The sequence below is a fragment of the Pseudomonas profundi genome (assembly GCF_008638305.1).
Classification (GTDB): domain Bacteria; phylum Pseudomonadota; class Gammaproteobacteria; order Pseudomonadales; family Pseudomonadaceae; genus Halopseudomonas; species Halopseudomonas profundi.
This window is the reverse complement of sequence record NZ_VTPZ01000001.1, coordinates 442786-466109: the sequence shown is the minus strand read 5'-3', so window position 1 is coordinate 466109 and position 23324 is coordinate 442786. Positions and strand designations below refer to the sequence as shown.

Annotated in this window: 15 protein-coding genes; 9 read left to right on the top strand and 6 right to left on the bottom strand. The window is 57.5% G+C overall.

Translation table 11 applies throughout. The features are described from left to right. Positions 1-47 precede the first annotated feature (47 nt). Both FZE95_RS02085 and FZE95_RS02080 read right to left on the bottom strand, forming a co-directional pair. A complete protein-coding gene (locus FZE95_RS02085; protein WP_150299143.1) occupies positions 48-815 on the bottom strand; it encodes an SDR family NAD(P)-dependent oxidoreductase in 768 nt (255 codons plus the stop codon). Between the two features lie 77 nt (positions 816-892). Continuing rightward, positions 893-2089 carry an acyl-CoA dehydrogenase family protein gene (locus FZE95_RS02080; protein WP_150299142.1) on the bottom strand — a complete coding sequence of 399 codons (1197 nt, stop codon included), beginning with the start codon at positions 2087-2089 and terminating at the stop codon, positions 893-895. 545 nt (positions 2090-2634) lie between these two features. Here FZE95_RS02080 and FZE95_RS02075 point away from each other — a divergent pair. Continuing rightward, positions 2635-3489, top strand: a complete 855-nt coding sequence (locus FZE95_RS02075) for a class I SAM-dependent methyltransferase (protein WP_223824929.1) — start codon at positions 2635-2637, stop codon at positions 3487-3489. Between the two features lie 889 nt (positions 3490-4378). On the opposite strand, the gene FZE95_RS02070 is transcribed toward FZE95_RS02075, so the two are convergent. After that, positions 4379-5389 carry an AraC family transcriptional regulator gene (locus FZE95_RS02070; RefSeq protein WP_190324460.1) on the bottom strand — a complete coding sequence of 337 codons (1011 nt, stop codon included), beginning with the start codon at positions 5387-5389 and terminating at the stop codon, positions 4379-4381. A gap of 471 nt (positions 5390-5860) precedes the next feature. Here FZE95_RS02070 and FZE95_RS02065 point away from each other — a divergent pair, with 471 nt between their 5' ends. The 4 genes from FZE95_RS02065 (at position 5861) to FZE95_RS02050 (ending at position 12513) form a co-directional block, all read left to right on the top strand. Next, complete coding sequence (locus FZE95_RS02065) at positions 5861-7723, top strand: DUF1302 domain-containing protein (RefSeq protein WP_150299140.1); 1863 nt, start codon at positions 5861-5863, stop codon at positions 7721-7723. Between the two features lie 25 nt (positions 7724-7748). Continuing rightward, positions 7749-9119, top strand: a complete 1371-nt coding sequence (locus FZE95_RS02060) for a DUF1329 domain-containing protein (protein WP_150299139.1) — start codon at positions 7749-7751, stop codon at positions 9117-9119. Positions 9120-9273: 154 nt separating this feature from the next. Next, positions 9274-11097, top strand: coding sequence for a DUF1302 domain-containing protein (locus tag FZE95_RS02055; protein WP_150299138.1), 1824 nt, complete (start codon positions 9274-9276; stop codon positions 11095-11097). A 54-nt stretch (positions 11098-11151) separates the two neighbouring features. Next, entirely contained in the window at positions 11152-12513 is a 1362-nt protein-coding gene (locus FZE95_RS02050) for a DUF1329 domain-containing protein (protein WP_150299137.1), read from the top strand. A gap of 497 nt (positions 12514-13010) precedes the next feature. Here the strand turns inward: FZE95_RS02050 and FZE95_RS02045 are convergent, their stop codons facing one another. Then, a complete protein-coding gene (locus FZE95_RS02045; protein ID WP_150299136.1) occupies positions 13011-14060 on the bottom strand; it encodes a helix-turn-helix transcriptional regulator in 1050 nt (349 codons plus the stop codon). A 268-nt stretch (positions 14061-14328) separates the two neighbouring features. Between FZE95_RS02045 and FZE95_RS02040 the strand changes: the two genes are divergently transcribed. From FZE95_RS02040 to FZE95_RS02025, 4 genes are all read left to right on the top strand, one after another. Beyond that, positions 14329-16239 (top strand): DUF1302 domain-containing protein, encoded by a 1911-nt coding sequence (locus FZE95_RS02040; protein WP_150299135.1) that lies wholly within the window; start codon positions 14329-14331, stop codon positions 16237-16239. Between the two features lie 32 nt (positions 16240-16271). Beyond that, entirely contained in the window at positions 16272-17636 is a 1365-nt protein-coding gene (locus tag FZE95_RS02035) for a DUF1329 domain-containing protein (protein WP_150299345.1), read from the top strand. 997 nt (positions 17637-18633) lie between these two features. Next, positions 18634-19965, top strand: coding sequence for a DEAD/DEAH box helicase (locus FZE95_RS02030; protein ID WP_150299134.1), 1332 nt, complete (start codon positions 18634-18636; stop codon positions 19963-19965). A gap of 627 nt (positions 19966-20592) precedes the next feature. Continuing rightward, positions 20593-21231 carry an REP-associated tyrosine transposase gene (locus tag FZE95_RS02025; protein WP_150299133.1) on the top strand — a complete coding sequence of 213 codons (639 nt, stop codon included), beginning with the start codon at positions 20593-20595 and terminating at the stop codon, positions 21229-21231. Between the two features lie 458 nt (positions 21232-21689). Here the strand turns inward: FZE95_RS02025 and FZE95_RS02020 are convergent, their stop codons facing one another. Both FZE95_RS02020 and FZE95_RS02015 read right to left on the bottom strand, forming a co-directional pair. Then, complete coding sequence (locus FZE95_RS02020; protein ID WP_190324459.1) at positions 21690-22076, bottom strand: VanZ family protein; 387 nt, start codon at positions 22074-22076, stop codon at positions 21690-21692. Positions 22077-22163: 87 nt separating this feature from the next. After that, entirely contained in the window at positions 22164-23255 is a 1092-nt protein-coding gene (locus FZE95_RS02015; protein WP_190324458.1) for a polysaccharide biosynthesis/export family protein, read from the bottom strand. Positions 23256-23324: the final 69 nt, after the last annotated feature.

The following is a 23324-nucleotide window of genomic DNA, read 5'->3' as shown; positions in this document are numbered from 1 at the left end:
TAACATGCCAGGTCGGGGCCTGGCATGTAGGTGCTATATGGGGAGGATCAGGTAATAGTGTCGCCACCGTCCGCCACAATGGTTTGCCCGGTTACGTAAGCGCCGGCTGCGGAGCCAAGGAATAGTGCAACACCGGCGATATCGACTGGCTCACCAACACGGCGCAGCGGGAGTTTTTCTTCCACACGCTTGAGGCGGTCCGGATCGTCCAGCAGAGCCTGGGCGAAATCGGTGCGGATCAGGCCGGGTGCGATGGAGTTGACGCGAATGTTCTTCGGACCCCACTCCAGCGACAGGTTGCGCGCTAGGCCGGCTTCGGCTGCCTTGGACATCCCGTATACGCCAATATTGGCGCTGGCACGGATGCCGGCGATGCTCGACAGCAGCACGATGGACCCGCCACCCAGCTCGACCATCTGCGGGATAACCATGTTGCACAGCCAGAACGTGCCCTTGACGTTGGTGCCCATGATCTTGTCGAAGGCTTCGTCGCTGACTTGCGAGGTTGGGCCGTACACCGGGTTGGTCGCCGCGTTACACACCAGGATGTCGATCTTGCCCCAGGTAGCAATCGTGGTATCAACCAGATTCTGCAGCTGGGCCTTGTCGCCCACGTGGCAAGCAATCGGCAGCGCATCGAAGCCTTGCTCTTTAAGTTCGTTGGCCACCTTGTCACAGGCGTCTGCCTTGCGGCTGGAAATGACCACCTTGGCACCGGCCTTGGCATATTCTTCGGCAATAGCGCGACCGATGCCCTTGGTTGAACCGGTGATGACCGCGACTTTGCCGGTCAGGTCAAATAATTTGCTCATGATTCTTCCTCGATAAAACGGTGCATCAGTAAGGATGGCAGCGCCGGGATGGAAACAACCGGCGCTGCTCGCAGTAGCACTTACTGGTAACGCTTCAGTTCCAGCTTGGCGATAGTGCCCAGGTGAACTTCGTCCGGACCGTCAGCCAGGCGCAGCGTGCGGGCCTTGGCGTAAGCGGACGCCAGGAAGGTATCCTGACAAACGCCCTTGGCACCGAATACCTGAATGGCGCGGTCGATGACGTTGCAGGCCATGGTCGGTGCGACAGCCTTGATCATGGCAATCTGCTGACGGGCAACCTTGTTGCCGAACTGGTCCATGCTGCGTGCGGCCATCAAGGTCAGCAGGCGGGCCTGGTCAATTTCGCAACGCGAGCGGGCGATGTTTTCAGCGGTGCTGCCGTGTTGTGCCAGCGGCTTGCCGAAGGCAACACGCTCATTGGCGCGGCGGCACATGGCTTCCAGCGCACGCTCGGCAACGCCGATGCTGCGCATGCAATGGTGGATACGGCCTGGCCCGAGGCGACCCTGGGCGATTTCAAAGCCGCGACCTTCACCCAGCAAAATGTTGGAAGCCGGTACGCGTACGTTCTCGTAACGAATTTCCGCGTGGCCGTGCGGGGCGTGGTCATAGCCGAATACGTGCAGGTCGCGCACGATGGTCACGCCGGGGGTGTCAAGCGGTACCAGAATCATGCTCTGTTGCAGGTGCTTAGGCGCGTTGAAGTCAGTCTTGCCCATGACGATGGCAATCTTGCAGTGCTCGGCCATGGCTCCGGACGACCACCACTTGGTGCCATTGATGACGTACTCGTCGCCTTCGCGGCGGATTTCGCACTCGATGTTGGTTGCGTCGGACGAGGCGACATCAGGCTCGGTCATGGAGAAGCAGGAGCGGATTTCGCCTGCCAGCAGCGGCTTGAGCCACTTTTCTTTCTGTTCTTCGTTACCGTAACGCTCGATGGTTTCCATGTTGCCGGTGTCCGGCGCGTTACAGTTGAAGACTTCCGGGGCGATGGAAGAGCGGCCCATGATTTCGCACAGGTGGCCATACTCTTCGTTGGTTAGACCCGCGCCGCGCTCGCTTTCAGGCAAGAACAGGTTCCACAGGCCCTGGCTCTTGGCTTTGGCCTTGAGCTCTTCCTGAATGGCCGGCGCGCCCCAGCGGTTTTCTTCGACTTGCTTGTAGAAAAGGGCTTCGTTGGGGTAGATGTGCTCGTCCATGAAGGCTTCGAGCTGTTGCTTGAGATCCTTAACGCGGGGGCTGAGTTCGAACATGGTTGATCCTTGCTAGAAGTAGGGGAGGTCGCTGTACCAGACGGCGTGTGGAGTGACCTTATAGTCAGTTAAACCGGGCGTGAACTATGTGCTACGGATGGAATGGAGCTGCATAAGCAGCTTTGATGATGAAGGCCTTCTATTATTCGAGCGAGTACAGCTTCAAAAAACCTGGGCATCCTGCGGACGCCGTCGCGGCGAGGGCGCCGCTCCTACAGAGAGCCAGCTTCGACCGGTGGCACCGAGTTCTAGTTATGCCCCTTAGTGGCGCGCTGCACAAACCCGTGGGAGTGTCGCCCTCGGCACGACGCTGGCCGCCAGGCCAGCCATTACAGAGTGCACCAAAATCCTGGGCATCCTGCGGACGCCGTCGCGGCGAGGGCGCCCCCCCTACGAAAACCAGTCCGAACCAAGTTCTCGGCTTCCTGTCTGCTCAATCATGCCGAGGCTCGACAACCCCACCAAACCCGTGGCTGGCATAGGAATCGTCGCCGCCTACCTGTTAGGCTAGGATCTTCTGATAAGCACCCAGCTGGAATGCACCCATGTCAAAAATGTTAATCGCTGCTGCGGCCATACTCTTCTCGAGCCTGGGTTTTGCCCAGGACAAGGCAATGGCGCCCCCACCACCGGAGTTGTCGTTCGAGCAACGCGACGCCATCCGCCAGGCAGTCGGTAATCCGACACGGCGGATATCCAATGTCATGCGTGACGCCTACCGCAACCCGGAGGCGACGCTGGGCTTCTTTTCGGTGATGCCAGACCACACCGTGGTGGAGATCTGGCCGGGGGAGGGCTGGTATACCGAAATACTCGCTCCCATGTTGCACGAAGAAGGTCGGCTGATCGCTGCACATTTCGATCCGGAGAGTCCTGTCGACTATTTTCGGGAAAGCCGCGCAGAGTTCGAGAAAAGACTGGAGCAGGGCCGCGGCAAGTTCGACAAGGTTGAACTGGCGGTGCTGGATTATGATCCGGAAAACCCCATTGCCGAGCCGGGGATAGCCGACCGGGTACTGACCTTTCGCAACGTGCACAACTGGTTAGCGGCGGGTAAGGAGGAGACTCAGGTTGTATTCAACAAGATGTATGAGGTCCTGAAGCCAGGTGGCTATCTTGGCCTGGTGGAGCACAGCGCGCGGCCTGGGACCTCCCTGGAACAGATGATCGAGACCGGCTATGTCAGCGAAGCGCTGGTTATCGAGCTGGCGACCGAGGCCGGCTTCGAGTTGGCCTCGCGCAGCCCGGTCAATCAGAATCCACAAGACACCAAGGATCACCCCAAGGGCGTATGGACCCTGCCACCCACGCTGCGCCTGGGCTATGACGACCGAGCGCACTATATGGCGATCGGTGAGAGTGATCGTATGACGCTGTTGTTTATCAAAAGGGCCGAGTGATAACGGATTTGGCGTAGCGCTCGCGAGGCTTGGTGTTCTTGCTCGGCTTTGGCGTAGCGCAGGCGCGCTACACCCCAGGGGCGGGCTCGGAATGCTGTTCTCGCGCCACGATCAGACATGCGGGGTTTTCCCTGGGGTTGGCGTGCGTCTCGGGCCGCGATCGGACGCGCCGACAGAGGTTGGTGTTCCTGCACGACATTGGCGTAGCGCAGGCGCGCTACACCCCCACGGAGGCGGGCTCGGAATGCGCGCGTCGGGTCACGATCGGATGCGCGGCGGTTTTCCCTGGGGTTGGTGAGCGTCTCGGGCCGCGATCGGACGCGCCGACAGAGGTTGGTGTTCCTGCACGACATTGGCGTAGCGCAGGCGCGCTACACCCCCACGGAGGCGGGCTCGGAATGCGCGCGTCGGGTCACGATCGGATGCGCGGCGGTTTTCCCTGGGGTTGGTGAGCGTCTCGGGCCGCGATCGGACGCGCCGACAGAGGTTGGTGTTCCTGCACGACATTGGCGTAGCGCAGGCGCGCTACACCCCCACGGAGGCGGGCTCGGAATGCGCGCGTCGGGTCACGATCGGATGCGCGGCGGTTTTCCCTGGGGTTGGTGAGCGTCTCGGGCCGCGATCGGACGCGCCGACAGAGGTTGATGTCCCTGCACGACATTGGCGTAGCGCAGGCGCACTACACCCCCAGGGGCCAGGCACGGATTGCTGTTCTCGCGCCACGATCAGACATGCGGGGTTTTCCCTGGGGTTGGCGTGCGTCTCGGGCCGCGATCGGACGCGCCGACAGAGGTTGGTGTTCCTGCGCGACATTGGCGTAGCGCAGGCGCGCTACACCCCCAGGTTTACGCCCGTGAGCTCCTGCGCCGCGCAGTTAGCAATGAACCCACTATTCGGACGCGACAACCTGGCGCCGGAAGGCGGTTGGGCTCATGTCGGTCCAGCGGCGGAACGCGCGGGTAAAACTGCTCGGGTCGAGAAAGCCCAGCTCATAGGCGATGCTGGTCAGGGATAACTCACCGCCAGTAATCATCCGTACCGCTGCATCCCGCCTGACTTCGTCAACCAGTTGCTCGTAGGATGTCCCCGCCTGGCTCAGTTTGCGCCGCAGATGTCGTGAACTGATATTCATCGGCGCAGCGATGCGTTCAGCCGATACATCGCCCGAGCCGAGCAGCTGCTGAATTCGCCGTTTGACCTGTTCGACCAGGTCGTCGCTCGGCAGGCTTGCCAGCAGATCTTGCATGGCATCGGTAAACCTCGACAGCAGGAATGCATCGGCGCTTGCCAGAGGACTGGTGAACAAATGCCCGGCCAGTCTGAAGCGATAATCGTCGCCCACGGTCAATTCAGAGCAGCCCAGCAACCTGGCGCAACCGGACAATTCTCCCGGCATGCGGCCAAGCTGGATTGATCGCACCAGCTCTTCATTATTCAGATCCAGCATCCTGAACAGCCGGGCCAGAAAACCCATCAAGCTTTCCATATGTTGGGTATGGGGCTTGCCCAAAGGATGCAGCACAACCTCGGTATCGTCCTCGCTATGACACAATTCGACCGTTACCTGGGTAGTCACGACAGGTAGGAAGCGCGAGATATTCTTAAGGGCGGTGCCGACGGTGGGGCTTGCCTGGGCAATCAGCGCGATAGCATTGAACGAGGTTGGGCAGAACATGCGATACAAACGCATGCCGAACAGATCATCCTCGGTCAGTCGGGTCGCTTCGTCCCATATAAGGGAGCAGGCATGCTGCTCCATGAGTCTGGACGCATCACGGTTTTCTTCCATGAGCGTGTAGGCTGGGCTGGGCTGCTGCAGCGATATGCCGTAGTGATGCAAGGCCTGAGCTACAACTGACGCCCACAACGGGCGTTCGCGCACCCGAGCGTTATAGTTCATTAGCGCTTCCGGCATTTGTCATCCTTGTCGTTCAAAATAACAGAATTCATTTCTGTATCATCGGTTTAGCCTATAGCCGGCGCGGTTTACCGTCAAATATAGGCGATGCGCTACTCGACTAATGCTGCTCCTGTATACCTGCAAGGCTCCACAGAGCCTGGGCTCTCGGAACTGCTCAGTCAGGAAATGCCCGTTCCAGGCAGCTTCATGACGCGTACTTTTAGCGACCGTACTATCCGGCGCTCAGTTCACCGTTTCGTTAACGCCGCGCTTGTATCTACTCCAGAGCGACGGTGCGGCGCAAGTCTCAATATCACGCTGATGAGACGAATTCATTGCATGAATGACCGCTTCGGTCAACTAAATTGGCCTTTACGGGCAAGTCTTTTTCGTCGGGCTCATGACAGACTGCCACTGTCCTGAACGTGTCAAAGGATACACAGGTTCATGTCACCCAAACGGAGCAGCACAATGACAAAAAAAATCAAAGCATGGCCCCTTGCGGCCTTGCCACTGGCGATCGGTCTGGCCAGTTTCGCAGGTTCTGCCAACGCAGTCAGCTTCAATATCGGTCCGGTGGATGCACAATTTGACTCGCAGATGTCGATTGGGGCGAGCGTGTCGACTACTGACGCCGATAAGCGGTTTGTCCACACGCTCAGCGGTGGCGAGGCTGCAGCACGTACTTCAGATGATGGCCGCCTGAACTACAAGAGCGGTGACTTTTTCTCCAAGATTTTCAAAGGTTCACATGATTTAGAGCTGCGTTACGGCGATTCCGGTGCGTTTATCCGTGGCAACTATTGGTACGACTTCGAAACCAAGGATGGTGGACAGCGTTTCTATGATATAAGCGATTCTGGCCGCGACCCGCTTCAAAAAGGCTCGGGTGTGCAGCTTCTTGATGCCTTCGTCTACCACAATTATTTCATAGGCAATAACCCCGGTAATGTTCGTTTGGGCCGGCAGGTTGTGAGCTGGGGTGAAGGCCTCTTCATTCAGAACGGTATCAATTCGATTAACCCAATGGATGTGTCCGCTTTCCGGCGCCCGGGGGCTGAGCTCAAAGAAGGCCTCTTGCCAGTTGAAATGCTCTATTTCTCTCAGGGTTTGACCGACAATCTGAGTATGGAGGCGTTCTATCAGCTTAAGTGGGCTCCGACCGTTGTCGATAACTGCGGAACATTTTTCGGAAGTGACGTGGCGGCAAAAGGTTGTACAGACCGGTTGGTAGTATCGGGGGTTGATATGCCCCAAGGGGAGCAGCCCGAACTGACTTACATAGCTCGGGCGAGGAAGGACCAGGACGCTAGCGATAGCGGTCAGTTTGGCGTGGCGTTCCGCTGGTTTGCCCCCGCACTGAACGACACGGAATTTGGTTTCTATGCTATGAACTATCATAGCCGCGCTCCGGTAGTGTCGAATATTGCGGGTCGCGTTGCTGGTCCCGGTGGGTTAGCTGCCGCGGGCGCGGTTACGCCCGAGGAGGCAGCAGCATTGAGTATCCCGATCCCAGGATACCAAGGGGATCTCGGTCAGGCTGGTTACTTCTTAGAGTATCCTGAAGATATTCGGTTGTATGGAGTAAGTTTCGGTACTAGCATCGGTGGAATGTCTGTAGCCGGTGAGCTTAGCTACAGGCCGAACATGCCGTTGCAGATTAATACTAGTGACACAAGTCGCACGGCCCTGTTGGCCGCCGGTATACCTGGTGTTTTTCCGGGCCAAGACAATACTCACCGTGGGCTCGGTGCTGACACAGTGGCTGGTGACTATCTCCCAGGCTATGAGCGTAAGGAGTTCTGGCAAGCTACCGTTAGCGCTGTTCACTTTATTGATCGCGTCATGGGTGCAAGCCGCCTCGCCTTGATTGGTGAAGTGGGTGCCAACTATATCGGCGGTATTGATAGCGCTAACGGTACTACAAAGTACGGCCGTGATTCCTTGTTTGGCCAAAGTCCATCGCTGGATGGATCCTGTACTTCTCAAGCTGCTACGGCCAACCCAGCTGAGCGTTCTCCCAATGCTGATACCTGGTGCGAAAACGACGGCTTCTTCACTGACTTCTCCTGGGGTTATCGCGTTCGCGCATCCCTGGATTACAGCAACGTCTTCGCTGGCATCAACCTGAGCCCGAACGTAGCTTTCTCCCATGACGTGGAGGGTTATAGCCCGAACTTCACCGAGAACGCGAAGTCAGTCAGCGTCGGCTTGAACGCAGATTACGCGAACAAGTACAACGCCAGCCTGAGCTACACCAACTTCTTTGATGGTAAATACAACACCTTGGTCGACCGCGACTTCGCAGCTGTCAGCTTCGGCGTAAGCTTCTAAGTAACGGATCAGGAGAGATAATAATATGCGTATAGCAACAACTCTTATAGGTGCTGGCGGTCTGGCTCTCAGCCTGTTGGCTACGAGCGTCATGGCGCAAAGTGTCACCCAGGCGGAAATCAACCAGCTGGGTAACGAGCTGACTCCGGTCGGTGCCGAGAAGGCCGGCAACGCCTCCGGTACGATCCCTGAGTGGACTGGTGGTTTGCCAACCGATGCTGGCAAGAAGCTGGAGCGTAACTTCTGGGAAAATCCCTACGAAAACGAGCAGCCCGAGTTTGTCATCACTGCACAGAACTATCAGGAGCACCGCGAGAAACTGACCCCTGGTCAGATCGCCATGTTCGAGCGTTATCCTGATACGTACCAGATGCCGGTATATCAGACTCATCGTAGCGTCGGTTATCCTCAGGAAGTGTACGACCAGGTCAAGGAAAACGCGGGTAAGGCGCGGCTGGTCAACAATGGTGACGGTATTGAAAACTTCACCCACGGCAGCTTCGCCTTCCCGATCCCGAAGGTCGGCGCCGACGTGGTCTGGAACTACCTGACCCGTTACCGCAAGAACCTGCAGCGTGAATACGCACAGGCGATGCCGCAAACCAACGGTTCCTACACGCTGATCAAGTTCCAGGAAGACGTTGCCTACCCGCAATACATGCCTGATGTTGATCTTGAAGATGCAGCCAACGTGCTGGTTTACTTCAAGCAGCGCGTGAATGCTCCGTCGCGTCTGGCCGGTAACGTACTGCTGGTTCACGACACCCTGGATCAGCTGAAAGAGCCGCGCATGGCGTGGGTTTACAACGCTGGTCAGCGTCGTGTTCGCCGTGCACCGCAGGTTGCCTATGACGGTCCGGGTACCGCGTCTGATGGCATGCGTACTACTGACAACTTCTCGATGTTCAGTGGCGCGCCTGACCGGTATGACTGGAAGCTGATTGGTAAAAAGGAAGTCTACGTTCCTTACAACAGCTACAAGATCTCGGATCCGGACCTAGAGTACGACGACATCCTGCAGGCTGGCCACATCAACCCGGAGCACACTCGTTTCGAGCTGCACCGCGTGTGGGAAGTCGAGGGCACCGTCAAGCAGGGTCAGCGCCACATTTATGCCAAGCGTAACTTCTTCTTTGATGAAGACTCCTGGCTGCTGGCACTGGCTGACCATTACGACAGCCGCGGTACCTTGTGGCGTGTGGGTGAAGGGCACGTGAGCCATTCGTACAACGAGCAGCTGCCGGGTTTCGGTATCGAAACCTTGTATGACCTGCTTGCAGGTCGTTACATCGCGCTGGGGATGTATAACGAGGAGAGCTCCGCTCCGCAGTTCAACTACACCCCGTCGTACCGTGAGTTCACCCCGGCTGCCCTGCGCTCCTCGGGTGTTCGCTAAGCTGTAGCTTCATCTGGGTGATTTGAGGGGGAGCCATGTGCTCCCCTTTTTTATTTGTGAACCATGCAATGAATGCCCATTCATTTTACTGCTAGTCTGAGTGCGTCCCGTCAAAGAACGGGCTCGGTTGTTGCTCAAGACAAGGATAAAAACAATGGCAATATCATTTGCACCCCGGCCACTTGCCGCGCTCCCGTTGGCAGTCGGTCTCGCTTTTTCCCCTATGAACTTCGCGGCGACCTTCACGCTGGGTGGTATTGAAGGGCAGTTCGATTCAGAGCTTTCAATTGGCGCAAGCTGGGCGACTGAAGATCCGGAACAGGATTTCATCCATCCGGATAATGGCGGGCGTGCTTCGGCGCGGACCACTGACGACGGGCGCCTGAATTATGAAAAAGGAGACGCCTTCTCCAAGATTTTCAAAGGCTCGCATGATCTGGAACTGCGCGCAGGTAATTCCGGTGCGTTCTTCCGCGGTAAATACTGGTACGACTTTGAAACCAAAGACGGCCACCAGAACTTCTACGACATCAGCGATTCCGGCAGAAACCCGCTGCAGAAAGGCTCTGGCGTCGAGTTGCTGGATGCGTTCATTTATCACAACTATGCGATAGGCACTAATCCCGGCAACGTGCGCCTCGGACGGCAAGTGGTCAGTTGGGGCGAAAGTCTGTTTATCGGTAATTCCATTAATTCCATCAACCCGATCGATGTGTCTGCTTTCCGGCGTCCGGGTGCTGAAATCAAGGAAGGTCTGATCCCGGTCGAGATGCTGTACATTTCTCAGGGCCTGACTGCCAATCTCACCGCTGAAGCGTTCTATCAGCTTAAGTGGGCGCCCAGCGTGGTCGATAACTGCGGCACTTTCTTCTCGACCAGTGATACCCTGGCCAAAGGCTGTAATGATCGCCTGGTGGTGGCTGGAGTGGATCTGCCCCACGGCGACCCGCTTTTACGCACAGGCGGCCCCGCCGGGTTGGCCATGTATAACACGCGCTACATGAAGGACCGGGAAGCCAGCGATAGCGGCCAGTACGGGGTTGCGATGCGCTGGTTTGTCCCGGCATTGAACGACACCGAGTTCGGCCTGTACGCCATGAACTATCACAGCCGCACGCCTTCATTTTCGGTTGTGCGCGGCTATGACACAGTCGCGCCGGGTGTTCCGGGGATAGACGGCGCGCGGGGCGCTGGCGGTTATTTCCTGGAATATCCGGAAGACATTCGTTTGTATGGCGTCAGCTTCCAGACCAGTGTCGGCGGCGCAACCGTAGCAGGTGAACTCAGCTACCGCCCGAACTACAACCTGCAGATCAACACGTCCGATCTGAGCCTTACTGCGTTACCTGGGGCGATTCTCGGTGGCTTCGATTACGGTGCAATCAGCCCGGTGTTCAACAGCGAGAATGTCGGCCTGGCTCCTGAAGACGAAATCAACGGCTATCGACGCAAGGAGCTGTGGCAAGCCCAGGTATCGGCTATTCACTTTATTGATCGGGTGCTGGGTGCGAGTCGCCTGGCGTTGCTCGGCGAAGTCGGTGTGAACTATGTCGGAGGGCTCGAAAGTGGTGAGGACGGCAGCACCCGTTACGGCCGCGATCCGTTGTTTGGCCAAAGCCCGATCAGCCCTCTGACGGGCGGGTTGTGTCTGGCGCATCAGCTTGATAATGCCGGGCGCTGGTGTGACGACGAGGGTTACGTGACCAGCACTTCGTGGGGCTACCGCATTCGTGCCGGGCTCGATTACAGCAATGTTTTTGCTGGCGTAAACCTGTCGCCGAACATCGCCTGGTCGCACGACGTTTCCGGCTATGGTCCCAACTTTACCGAGGACGCGAAGTCGGTGAGCCTGGGTTTGAATGCTGATTATGCCAACCGGTACACAGCCAGCATCAGCTACACCAATTTCTTCGACGGAAAATACAATACTCTCAAAGATCGGGATTTCGCCGCATTAAGCGTTGGCGTCAGCTTCTAGTTGAATAGATACAGCCATTTATCCGAGTGGCCTTCATCGTTTGGAGAACGAAACATGCATTTTCGCAAAACAATAATTGGGGTAGGCGGGCTGGCTCTCAGCTTGATTGCAACGGGCGTCATGGCGCTGAGTCAGGACGAAATTGCCGAGCTGGGCAACAGCCTTACCCCGGTCGGTGCCGAAAAGGCCGGTAACGCCGCCGGCACTATCCCCGAGTGGACCGGCGGCCTCAGCCCGGAGGCGGGTGCCGAGCTGGAACGCGGTTTTCGGGCCAATCCGCTCAAGAGCGAGCCGGAGTTCGTGATCACTGCGCAGAATTACAACGAGCACAAGGACCACCTGACCCCTGGCCAGATCGCCATGTTCGAGCGGTACCCGGACACCTTCAAGATGCCTGTTTACCAGAGCCATCGTACCGTTTCGTTCCCTGCGGATGTTTATGAGCAGGTCAAGCAGACCGCCGGGCAAGCCCAACTGGTCAATAGCGGCGACGGTATCGATAACTTCAGCCATGGCAGTTTCGCCTTCCCGATCCCGAAAACCGGCGCCGAGGTGGTCTGGAATCACCTTACCCGTTATCGCAAGAACGTGGAGCGCAGTTATGCGCAGGCCATGCCGCAGGTAAACGGCTCTTTTACGCTGATCAAGTTCCGTGAGGAAGCAGCATATCCGCAGTTCATGCCCGACGTGAATCTGGAGAAAGCTGCCAACACGCTGTTGTACTTCAAACAGCGGGTTGAAGCGCCGCCGCGTCTGGCTGGAAACGTGTTGTTGGTTCACGACACCCTTGATCAGGTCAAAGAACCGCGCATGGCATGGGTGTATAACGCCGGCCAACGTCGTGTTCGCCGCGCACCGCAGGTGGCCTATGATGGCCCGGGTACTGCCTCCGATGGTATGCGTACCACAGACAATTTCTCGATGTTCAGTGGTGCGCCTGACCGCTATAACTGGAAGCTTGTCGGCAAGAAGGAAATCTACGTGCCGTACAACGCTTATCAGCTATCCAGCCCAGAGCTCAAGTACGACGATATCCTCAAGAAAGGCCACGTCAATCCTGAACATACCCGTTATGAGCTACACCGGGTCTGGGAGGTGGAAGGCACCGTCAAGGATGGACAGCGCCATATCTACGCACAACGTAACTTCTTCGTCGACGAAGATTCCTGGCTGATCACCCTGGCTGATCACTATGACGGGCGTGGTGCGTTGTGGCGGGTGGGTGAAGGTCACATCGCGCACGCTTATCACGAGCAGTTGCCAGGCTACGCCATCGAAACCCTCTATGACCTGCTCTCGGGACGCTACATAGCATTGGGGATGTACAACGAAGAAGACTCAGCGCCCAAGTTTGGGACCACGCCTTCTATGAACGAATTCACTCCAGCAGCCCTCAGGGCGTCCGGCGTGCGATAAAGCTTTGGGGAAAGTGGTCGCGATTCATGCGATCGTTTGGGCATTGGGGCACCCGCGGGTGCCCCTTTTTTACGTGCTTGCGCTGTAGACTGGATGAAATGCGCTGCGCGGCGAATGCAATCCTGAGAGTAGCGCGCCCGCGCTAGGCGGCGAATTGCCTGGGGGTGTAGCGCGCCTGCGCTACGCCAAAGCTGTGTAAGGACACCCAACTCCGAAAGCTAACCTCGTCGGCGAGTCCGAACGCGGCCCGAGCCGTCGGCGCGCAGGCGCACGCCAACCCCAGGGAAACCCTGTCCGAAGCCGCCGCGCCACCCTGGGGGTGTAGCGCGCCTGCGCTACGCCAAAGCGGCCAGCCATTCAAAACTCGCATTGGTGAGCTCGAACAAACCGGGGCGCGGACCACCCCGTCGGCGCGCAGGCGCACGCCAACCCCAGGGAAACCCAGTCCGAAGCCGCCGCGCCACCCTGGGGGCGTAGCGCGCCTGCGCTACGCCAAACTAGCCGATCAAGCCCGTCGCATTGCCCTGCAATTCACTGCGAAAAGCGGTGGGGCTCATGCCTGTCCAGCGGCGAAATGCGCGGGTAAAGCTGCTCGGGTCGAGAAAGCCAAGTTCAAATGCGATGCGACCCAGGTTCAATCGTCCCTCCTGAATGAGTCGCATGGCCAGTTCCATCCTGACCTCATCAAGTAATTTCTCGTAGGTCGTTCGGGTTTCGCTGAGCTTGCGTCTCAGGTGGCGAGGGCTCATGTTGAAAGGCGTGGCGACCAGCTCCTCGGAAACTTCACGCTCGGACACCAGCACACGAATTCGCTGTTTGACCTGCTCGGCAAAATCCACGTTGGGCAGATCGTTCAGCATGTCTTCCAGCGCAAAATCGAGACGGCGCCTCAGAAAGGCATCTGCACTGGGCAGCGGATTGCTCAACAAACGCCGATCCAGGCGTACAGACACCCGCTTTGCCCCGAAACGTACACGGCCGCCAAGCAACTCCTCACAACGCCCGCGGTGCTTTTCATGTTCGGTGGTCAGTCGAGTCTCCAATACCAGCGGGTGCCTTCCGTTCTCCAACACTTTCAAGATCTTGTGGCATTGCGCCGCGACCGATTCGAGATGAAAAGCATGGGGCGTACCGCGCGGCTCGAAATACAAGGTCAGGAAGTGCTCGTCTTCCAGGGAAAACAGCTGCACCTGAGTACTGAAGACCGGCATGTAGCGAACCATGCGCTGGATTGCATCGCCTACGGTCTCGCTACTGCCCGCTGCAAGGGCGAGCAGCTCGATGGTGTGTGAATGATATTGGTTGCCCATCAGCAGCCCGAAGGCGTCATCCTGGGTCAATCTGGCAGCAATGTGCCATAGGCGGTTCATATCGGTCTGGCTGATTTGTGCCAGGCTCAGATCGGTGGGCGCGCAGTGCGCGCGCAGGTCACCCGGCAGGTCTCTGGAGCTTTTACCCAGCTGCTCGAGGGTCTGGCATATTCCCTGGGCCCAGAACGCCCGTTCCTGGAGCCTTTGGCAGGGTAGCGGAGGAAGAGACTGGTTCATTTTGGTTGCCTGTTATTGTTGTTCTAAACAGCAGAATCATCTTGGAAGGATGTAATAAAAAGTAATGTATGGATGGCCATTAGGCAAAAAATAAGAACAAAGTATTCCTGATTTGTGATGCGGGTCATTCCAGCGGTGAATGTCCGCCCTCGTCAAAGAATCGGTCCCATTCGGACAAAACAAGCGAAAATGCCATGACAGACTAACCATCGATGCAGGGACCCATCCCCATCCGTGCATTCATGGTTAAACCTAATGGAGCAGCACAATGACAAAAAAAATGCATGCCTGGACGCTTTCGGCGCTACCGCTGGCGATAAGCTTGGCCAGCCTTTCAGGGACGGCACATGCGGTTAACTTCAATATTGGGCCTATCGATGCACAGTTTGATTCGCAGTTGTCGATAGGGGCGAGTGTGTCTACCGCTGACGCCGACAAGCGTTTCATTCACTTCGATACCTCTGTTGACGGGGTGCCGCAAGGTGGTGAGGCCGTAGCGCGGACCACCGATGATGGTCGTCTCAACTATGAAAGTGGCGACGTTTTTTCCAAGATTTTCAAAGGCTCGCATGACCTGGAGTTGCGTTACGGTGATAGCGGTGCATTCTTCCGCGGCAACTATTGGTACGATTTCGAAACCAAGGACGGCAGCCAGCGCTTTTACGATATAAGCGATTCAGGTAGACACCCACTGCAACAGGGTTCCGGTGTGCAATTGCTGGACGCCTTCGTCTATCACAACTACTCCATCGGCAATAACCCCGGTAACGTTCGTCTCGGCCGCCAGGTAGTGAGCTGGGGTGAAAGTACCTTCATCCAGAATTCAATCAATTCCATCAACCCTATCGACGTCTCGGCTTTCCGCCGTCCGGGTGCGGAGATCAAGGAAGGGTTGCTGCCTGTCGAGATGCTCTATCTCTCGCAGGGGCTAACAGACAACCTGAGCATGGAGGCCTTTTATCAGCTCAAGTGGGCTCCAACGGTGGTTGATAACTGCGGCACCTTCTTTGGTACGGACACCGCCGGCAGAGGCTGTACTGATCGCCTGGTTGTAGCGGGTCCGGACCGGCCACAAGGAGATCCGACTCTGCAAGACGGCGCGCTGTCCGGGCTTGGGGTGACTGATTACATAGTGCGCCGCAAGGACAAAGAGGCCAGCGACAGCGGCCAATACGGTCTGGCGTTCCGTTGGTACCTCCCAGCAATGAACGACACTGAGCTCGGCTTTTACGCAATGAACTACCACAGCCGAGCGCCTCTTTATTCCAATATTGCCGGTCGGGCGTTGGGACCTAATGCGCTGGTAGGTGCCGGAGCGATACCACCGGAAGCCCTCGGAGCTCCTGGTGTGATTTCTCCGGTCGAAGGCTACAAGGGTGATCTGGGACCAGCCGGGTATTTCTTTGAGTTTCCGGAAGACATCCGGCTGTATGGCATCAGCTTCCAAACCTCACTGGGCGGGACTTCCGTTGGGGGCGAAATCTCCTACCGGCCAAACATGCCGATGCAAATCAGCACCGGCGATATGAGTCGCGCTGCGCTGCTCACCGCTGTTGTACCGCTCGGCGGCGGGATCGCTGTTCCGAATAGTGACAACACTCACCGCGGCTTGGCCGGCAATGTTGATGCGGGTGACTACATTCAAGGCTATGACCGCAAAGAATATATCCAGGCTCAGATCACCGCAGTGCATTTTATCGACCGTATTTTCGGCGCTAGCCGCCTGGCCCTGGTCGGCGAAGTAGGTGTCGCGCACATCGGTGGAATCAGCGAATCTCCCGGCAAAACAAAATACGGGCGTGACTCGCTGTTCGGGCAAAGCCCCTTCGCAGACGGTACTTGCTCCTCCGATGATGGAAGCTCTCCACGGGGTGCTAGCTGGTGTGAAACAGACGGTTTCTACACCAGTACTTCGTGGGGTTATCGTATTCGCTCCAGTCTGGAATACAGCAACGTGTTTGCCGGCGTTAACCTCAGCCCGAGCCTGGCATGGTCACATGATGTAGAAGGCTATGGTCCGAGTTTCCAGGAGGACGCCAAGTCTATCAGCGTCGGCCTGAATGCTGATTACGCCAACAAGTACAATGCCAGCCTGAGTTACACCAACTTCTTCGATGGCAAGTACAACACCATGGTTGACCGTGACTTCGCTGCGTTGAGCGTTGGCGTCAGTTTCTAAGAGCGCAACAGGAGAAAATAAAAATGAAGCGTATGCGAAAAACTCTATGCGGTGTCGGTGGTCTGGCTTTAAGTCTTGTTGCATCTGGCGTGATGGCGCAATCATTAACCCAGGATGAGATCGATAAGCTGGGTAATGAACTGACGCCGATCGGCGCAGAAAAGTCAGGTAATGCGGACGGAACCATCCCTGAATGGACGGGCGGTTTGCCCACCGATGCAGGCCAACCTCTGGAAGATAACTTCTACGAGAACCCACTTGCGAATGATCAGCCAGAATTTGTCATTACCGCGCAAAACTATCAGGAGTACCGCGAAAAGCTGACACCCGGACAGGTCGCGATGTTTGAGCGTTACCCTGACACCTTTCAAATGCCGATCTACGAGACCAAGCGGACTGTGGGCTATCCCGAAGAGACCTATGAGCAGGTCAAGCGGACGGCAGGGCAGGCCAAGCTGGTCAACGGCGGCGATGGCATCTCTGATTTCTCCCACGGCAGTTTTGCTTTCCCGATTCCAAAATCGGGCGCGGAGGTGGTCTGGAATCATATGACTCGAGCGCGTAGCAACGTCAAACGCTGGTATATGCAGGCCATGCCGCAGACCAACGGCTCCTACAACCTGATCAAGATGGAAGAAGAGGTTGGCTATCCGCAATACATGGATGATGTGAATGAAGCGGAAGTGCCGAATACCCTGCTTTATTTCAAGCAACGTGTGAATGCCCCGGCGCGTCTGGCGGGTAACGTGCTACTGGTACACGACACGCTCGATCAGCTGAAAGAGCCGCGTATGGCCTGGGTATATAACGCAGGGCAACGTCGGGTTCGCCGGGCTCCTCAGGTTTCCTATGACGGCCCGGGTACTGCTTCGGACGGTATGCGTACTTCCGACAACTTCTCCATGTATAACGGCGCACCCGACCGTTATGACTGGAAGTTGATCGGCAAGAAGGAAATATACGTCCCCTATAACGCATACAAGCTGACCGAGAAAGGCGTCAAGTATGACGACGTGCTAAAGGCTGGTCATATCAACCCCGAGTTCACCCGTTACGAGCTGCATCGAGTGTGGGAAGTACAGGGCGACGTCAAGCAAGGGCAGCGTCATATCTATGCTCAGCGTAACTTCTTTGTCGACGAAGACTCATGGATGATCAACCTGGCTGATCACTACGATGGTCGCGGCACCTTGTGGCGCGTAGGGGAAGGCCATATCGCCTTCGCCTATAAGGAGAAGCTGCCGGGCTACGCCCTCGAGACTCTGTATGACCTGTTGGCTGGCCGTTATATCGCCCTGGGTATGTACACAGAGGAAACGTCAGCGCCGCAGTATGATTTCGATCCGTCCTACAACCAGTTCACCCCTGCAGCCTTGAGGGCCTCTGGTGTGCGTTAAGCAGTAACTTGATCTAATCGTTTGGGTTTCAGGGACATCCTCGGATGTCCCTTTTTTATGCGCGTTGTGTGGGAGTGCGTACGCCTGCAGGCCGCGCTCGGACTCGCCTACGGTTTTCCTGGGGTTGGCGTGCGCCTCGGTCCGCGTTCGGACGCGCCGAGAGTTTCCTGGGGTTGGCGTGCGCCTGCGCGCCGACGGGGTTGGTTTCGCAGTTTTGAGTCCTTGCACAGCTTTGGCGTAGCGCAGGCGCACTACACCCCCAGGGAGGGCGCGACTGCTTTGGACTGGGGCTTCCTGGGGTTGGCGTGCGCCTGCGCGCCGACGGGGTTGGCTTCGCAGTTTGGAGTCCTTGCACAGCCTTGGCGTAGCGCAGGCGCGCTACACCCCCAGGATGGCGCGAATGCTTTGGACTGGGGCTTCCTGGGGTTGGCGTGCGGCTCGGGCCGCGTTCGGACGCGCCGACGGGGTTGGTTTCGCAGTTTTGAGTCCTTGCACAGCTTTGGCGTAGCGCAGGCGCACTACACCCCCAGGGAGGGCGCGACTGCTTTGGACTGGGGCTTCCTGGGGTTGGCGTGCGCCTGCGCGCCGACGGGGTTGGCTTCGCAGTTTGGAGTCCTTGCACAGCCTTGGCGTAGCGCAGGCGCGCTACACCCCCAGGATGGCGCGAATGCTTTGGACTGGGGCTTCCTGGGGTTGGCGTGCGGCTCGGGCCGCGTTCGGACGCGCCGACGGGGTTGGTTTCGCAGTTTTGAGTCCTTGCACAGCTTTGGCGTAGCGCAGGCGCGCTACACCCCCAGGGAGGGCGCGACTGCTTTGGACTGGGGCTTCCTGGGGTTGGCGTGCGCCTGCGCGCCGACAGGGTGGACCGCGTTCGGACTCGCCGACGGGGCACGCACCGCCAGTCCATGACCGATGCGCTATCTCATCACCGTCAACGCTTCTACTGTTACACTGTCGCGCATTACCATTCCGACGATTCTAGTAGAGCGAAGCTACCTTGTTTACCGAATTCAATCTGCACGAACGCCTTCTCAAGGGCCTCGAAGCGCTGTCATTTGAAACGCCCACCGATGTTCAGAAGGCGGCGATTCCGGCTGCAATCAACGGCGACGATCTGTATGTCATCGCGCAAACCGGAAGCGGCAAGACAGCTGCGTTCGTGCTGCCTATTCTGCAGCGCATCCTGAATGAAGAAGGCCAGCCCCAAGCCCCGCGCGCATTGATCTTGTCACCGACCCGCGAATTGGCCAGACAGATCCTGCAGGACATTCAGAAGCTGGCGAGTTTCACATACATCAAAGCCGAACTGGTAATTGGTGGCGAAGACTTCAAGGTGCAAGCAGCCAAACTCCGCAAGAATCCCGACATCATCGTTGCTACACCTGGCCGGGCCCTTGAGCAGCTGGGCGCTGGCGTTAACCTGGATTTATCCCAGGTGCAGACCCTGGTAATCGATGAAGCTGATCGCATGCTCGACATGGGCTTCAGCGAAGACGTTATCAAGATCGCCGAGGCCTGCCCGGAAGCGCGGCAGACCCTGATGTTCTCCGCCACCAAGGGCAGTGGCGGATTGCAGCGCTTGGCCAAAAGCGCCATGCGCGAGCCGGTGATTCTGGAGCTGGACAGCGTGCGCGACGATACTCCTGCGATCAAACAGCAGGTAATGGCTGCGGACGACGTAACGCACAAGGAAAAGCAGCTGAAATGGCTATTAGCCAATGAGAACCCTGGCAAAGCCATCGTGTTTACCAACACCCGCGTCACTGCAGACCGGCTGAACGGCGTATTGCGTGCGGATGACACCCTGCGCGTTTACGTACTGCATGGTGAGAAAGATCAAAAAGACCGCAAGATGGCCATCGAGCGCTTCAAAGAAGGCAAAAGCGGTGTGCTGGTCGCAACCGATGTTGCCGCGCGCGGACTGGATATCAGCGAGCTGGATCTGGTGATCAACTTCGACATGCCGCGCAGCGGTGACGACTATCTGCACCGTGTCGGACGTACCGGCCGGGCAGGGGCGGAGGGCATCGCGATTTCATTGGTGGCGCCGCACGAATGGAATCTGATGTCGAGCATCGAGCGCTATCTGCGGCGCAACTTCGAACGGCGAGTAGTCAAGGAAATCGAAGGTAGCTTCAAAGGCCCCAGGAAGGTCAAAGCCTCCGGCAAACCGGTGGGCAGCAAGAAAAAGAAAGATGACAAGAAGAAAGACAAACCGAAAAAGCCCAAGTCCAAGAAGCATGCCGGCCGGAGTAAGTCATCTCCGACGCCAGTTGGGCAGGTTGTGACCAGTGCAGATGGTCTGGCACCGCCTAAACGTCGGGATTGAAGGGCTGGAATCTTCCCTCTCCTGATATATCGGTGATGTTTGGGATAATGGCGTAGCGCAGGTGCACTACACCCCCAGGTTGGCGCAGCGAGTGGGGTTCCCCTGGGGTTGGCGTGCGCCTGCTCGCCGACAGGGCGGGCCGCGCTCCGACTTGCCAACGGCATCGGTTTCGGAGGGAGGTATCATTGCACGGCATCGGCGTAGCGCAGGCGCACTACACCCCCAGGTTGGCGCGGCGGACTCGGGCTGCGTTCCCCTGGGGTTGGCGTGCGCCTGCGCGCCGACGGGGTGGGCCGCGCTCCGACTTGCCAACGGCATCGGTTTCGGAGAACGGTACCATCGCCCGGCATCGGCATCGGCATCGGCATCGGCGTAGCGCAGGCGCGCTACACTCCCAGGATGGCGCTGCGTTCCGCGGGTTTCCCCTGGGGTTGGCGAGCGCCTGCTCGCCGACAGGGTGGACCACGCTCGGACTCGCCAACGAGCCTGGTCGGCGGCTCGGGTGCTGTTCGGACCGCCGACAGGGCCTAGCGCACCACAACCAATTCCTAAAAATGAGCATCAGCCCGCGTCACTCTCAAATCTCGCTTGCTAACCTCGTCTTTCCTCTAAACATGGACGACGATCATGCGCTCGAACCGCGAGCCCACCGATACCTCATGGAAAGGTTGGTATTACTCCGGCTCTGCCCCACACCGCGATGTCCCGCAATGCATCCAGTTTATTACCTTCCGTTTAGCTGACTCGATTCCCCAGCATGTGCTTCGCGAACTCGAGCGACAATCAAAGACACTTCCCGATTCCGATCGCGGCACTTTCAAGCGCAGTAACATTGAGCGTTGGTTGGATAGCGGGCTCGGTTGTTGTGCGTTGCGTAACGAAAAAATGGCTGCTGCAGTGGAGGAAGCATTCAAACACAACCATGGACGCCGGTACCGACTGATTGCCTGGTGCATCATGCCGAACCATGTGCATGTGCTGATCGATACCTGGTATTCATTGCCCAAAATCGTTCAAACGTGGAAGTCAGTCACGACGCGGTGGATGTTGCTGAACAATGAAAAGCTGGATTTGGGAGTGCCCGCACGGAGCTTATGGATGCGGGACTACTGGGACCGTTTTGTTCGAGATGAACATCATTTCCGGACGGCTGTGAATTATATTCACCAAAATCCTGTTAAGGCTGGGCTTTGCCAATCTGCTGATGAGTGGAGATGGTCTAGTGCATATGCTGGAGATCCGTGGGTTGATCGGGCTTTGGCGTAGCGCAGGCGCGCTACACCCCCAGGATGGCGCAGCGGTTTTGGGTTAAGGTTTCTCCTGGGGTTGGCGTGCGCCTGCGCGCCGACGAGTTTGGTGCATGCCTCGTGCCGTTTTCGCATGCGCCGAGGGTTTAGTCAGTGCCTCAGGCCCCATTCGGACTCGCTGGAGGCTTCGGTGTTGCTGGAGAGTTTGGCGTAGCGCAGGCGCGCTACACCCCCAGGGTGGCGCAGCGGGTGGGGTTATCCTGGGGTTGGCGTGCGGCTCGGGCCGCGATCGGACGCGCCGACGAGTTTGGTGCCTGCCTCGTGCCGTTTTCGCATGCGCCGAGGTTTAGTGAGGCCTCAGGCCGCATTCGGACTCGCTGGAGGCTTCGGTGTGGCTGGAGAGCTTGGCTTAGCGCAGGCGCGCTACACCCCCAGGATGGCTTAGCCAAGGCCATGTGTGGTGGAGCGTGCTTCAGCTCAAGCCCGCGTAACCACACCGGAATGAAAATGCCTCCGGCTCCATGCTCTCCAAAACCAGATCGCCGCCAATCCCACCGCAACGCCAATGCTGTTGGCGTACAGATCATATATATCCGCGCTGCGTGTCGGGTATAACGACTGCACCATCTCTACGGCCAACCCGACAGCGGACATCAGCACCAGACGCACCCACCAGTGCCAACGTGGATGCCCCAGATAGCTGAGTATCGTGCAGGTAAAAAGCCCACCTGCGTGATACAGAACAGCCATGCCGCTAAACGCAACAGGCGGGGGTGTTGGGCGCATGCCAAGATACAGACCCAGGGCTACGGTGGCGTAAAACATGACCTGGAAGGCTAGGCGATAGCGCACCCAGTAACGCATGGGCATCATCCACATAGAAGGGGCATGCCGAGCGAATCGCCAAACGGAGCAGCCGGCAAAATCAGGTTGCCGCGATTGCAAACAAGCTTAATCAAGATGCGATACCTGCTCAGCGCCCTCTGTGGAATGAGCGCCGGGGAACAACTGACTCAATACATTTGCCCAATTATCAATCTTTGCAGCGCCAACATAGACAACATCTTCTGGCATGAGCGGGAACCGGTCAGCGAGCATGTAGGCGTTCGGTTGTTGAGCATCCAGCTGAAATACGCGCTTCTCGCTAGATCTACTCTTGTCATCCCGAATCACATATAGATCGCGCGACCTGAATGAGCTCGTAAAAGAAGCATCCAGCGATTCAAGCACTGCGCTCAGCATCATGGCGGTGCCTGTATAGGGAAGGGCATGTGGAGCATCCACCTCACCCGCTATGTACACTTTTGCTTGATCCGCTGACTGCAGGTGCAATCTGTCGCCCGCGCGAAGGTAAATCTCGTCCACAGGGGTCAGCTTGTTGATAAGGCCTGCGTAATTCAGCGTATAAGTCACCCCGTCGCGGATCAAAAGAAGTTTTGACGAATCGGCCTTATCTTCGTTGATTCCGGCAGCGCTCACAGCCTCGAGCAGTGAAAGCGGGCTGGCCGTCAGCGGTAAATAGCCGGGATTGCTGAAAGCCCCTGTGAGCGTGATCTTTTGGCTGTTGTATTCCAGCACATTCACATCTATTTGTGGCTGATCGATAAGGCGGGATAACTTGCTCGTCAAGGCCTGTCGGAGTTGGTCTGGCTTAAGCCCAGCAGCGCGAATCTTGCCAATGAATGGATAAAAAATGGTGCCCTCTTCACTTACGAAGCGTGCGTTGGCCGCGGGGTCGGTCTGGGATCCGCCAGGGATCGTCAGTTCAGGATGATCCCATACGGTAATAAAGAGCGCGTCGCCTGGGCCGATGCGGTAAGCCTCCGGCTCGTAATCAATCAGCTCGCTCGGGATGTTTGCCAGCGCATCAGCGCGGGCGCTCGCAGCAATGATCTCCGAAGTGATAGGCACAGGTGTAAACCTGCTACCTGCAGACATATCGGTGCCGGCCTGAGCATTTTGCGCCTGTAGCGAGGTTAATGAGGTACAGGCTTGTAAGACGAAGATAGATACGCCCAGGAAGACGAGGAGCGGTCGGTTCATTGAATTGTTTCTTATAGTGCGAGCATGAGCGCTGAAGGCTGGCATGCAGATGAATTGGCAGGCGTTGAA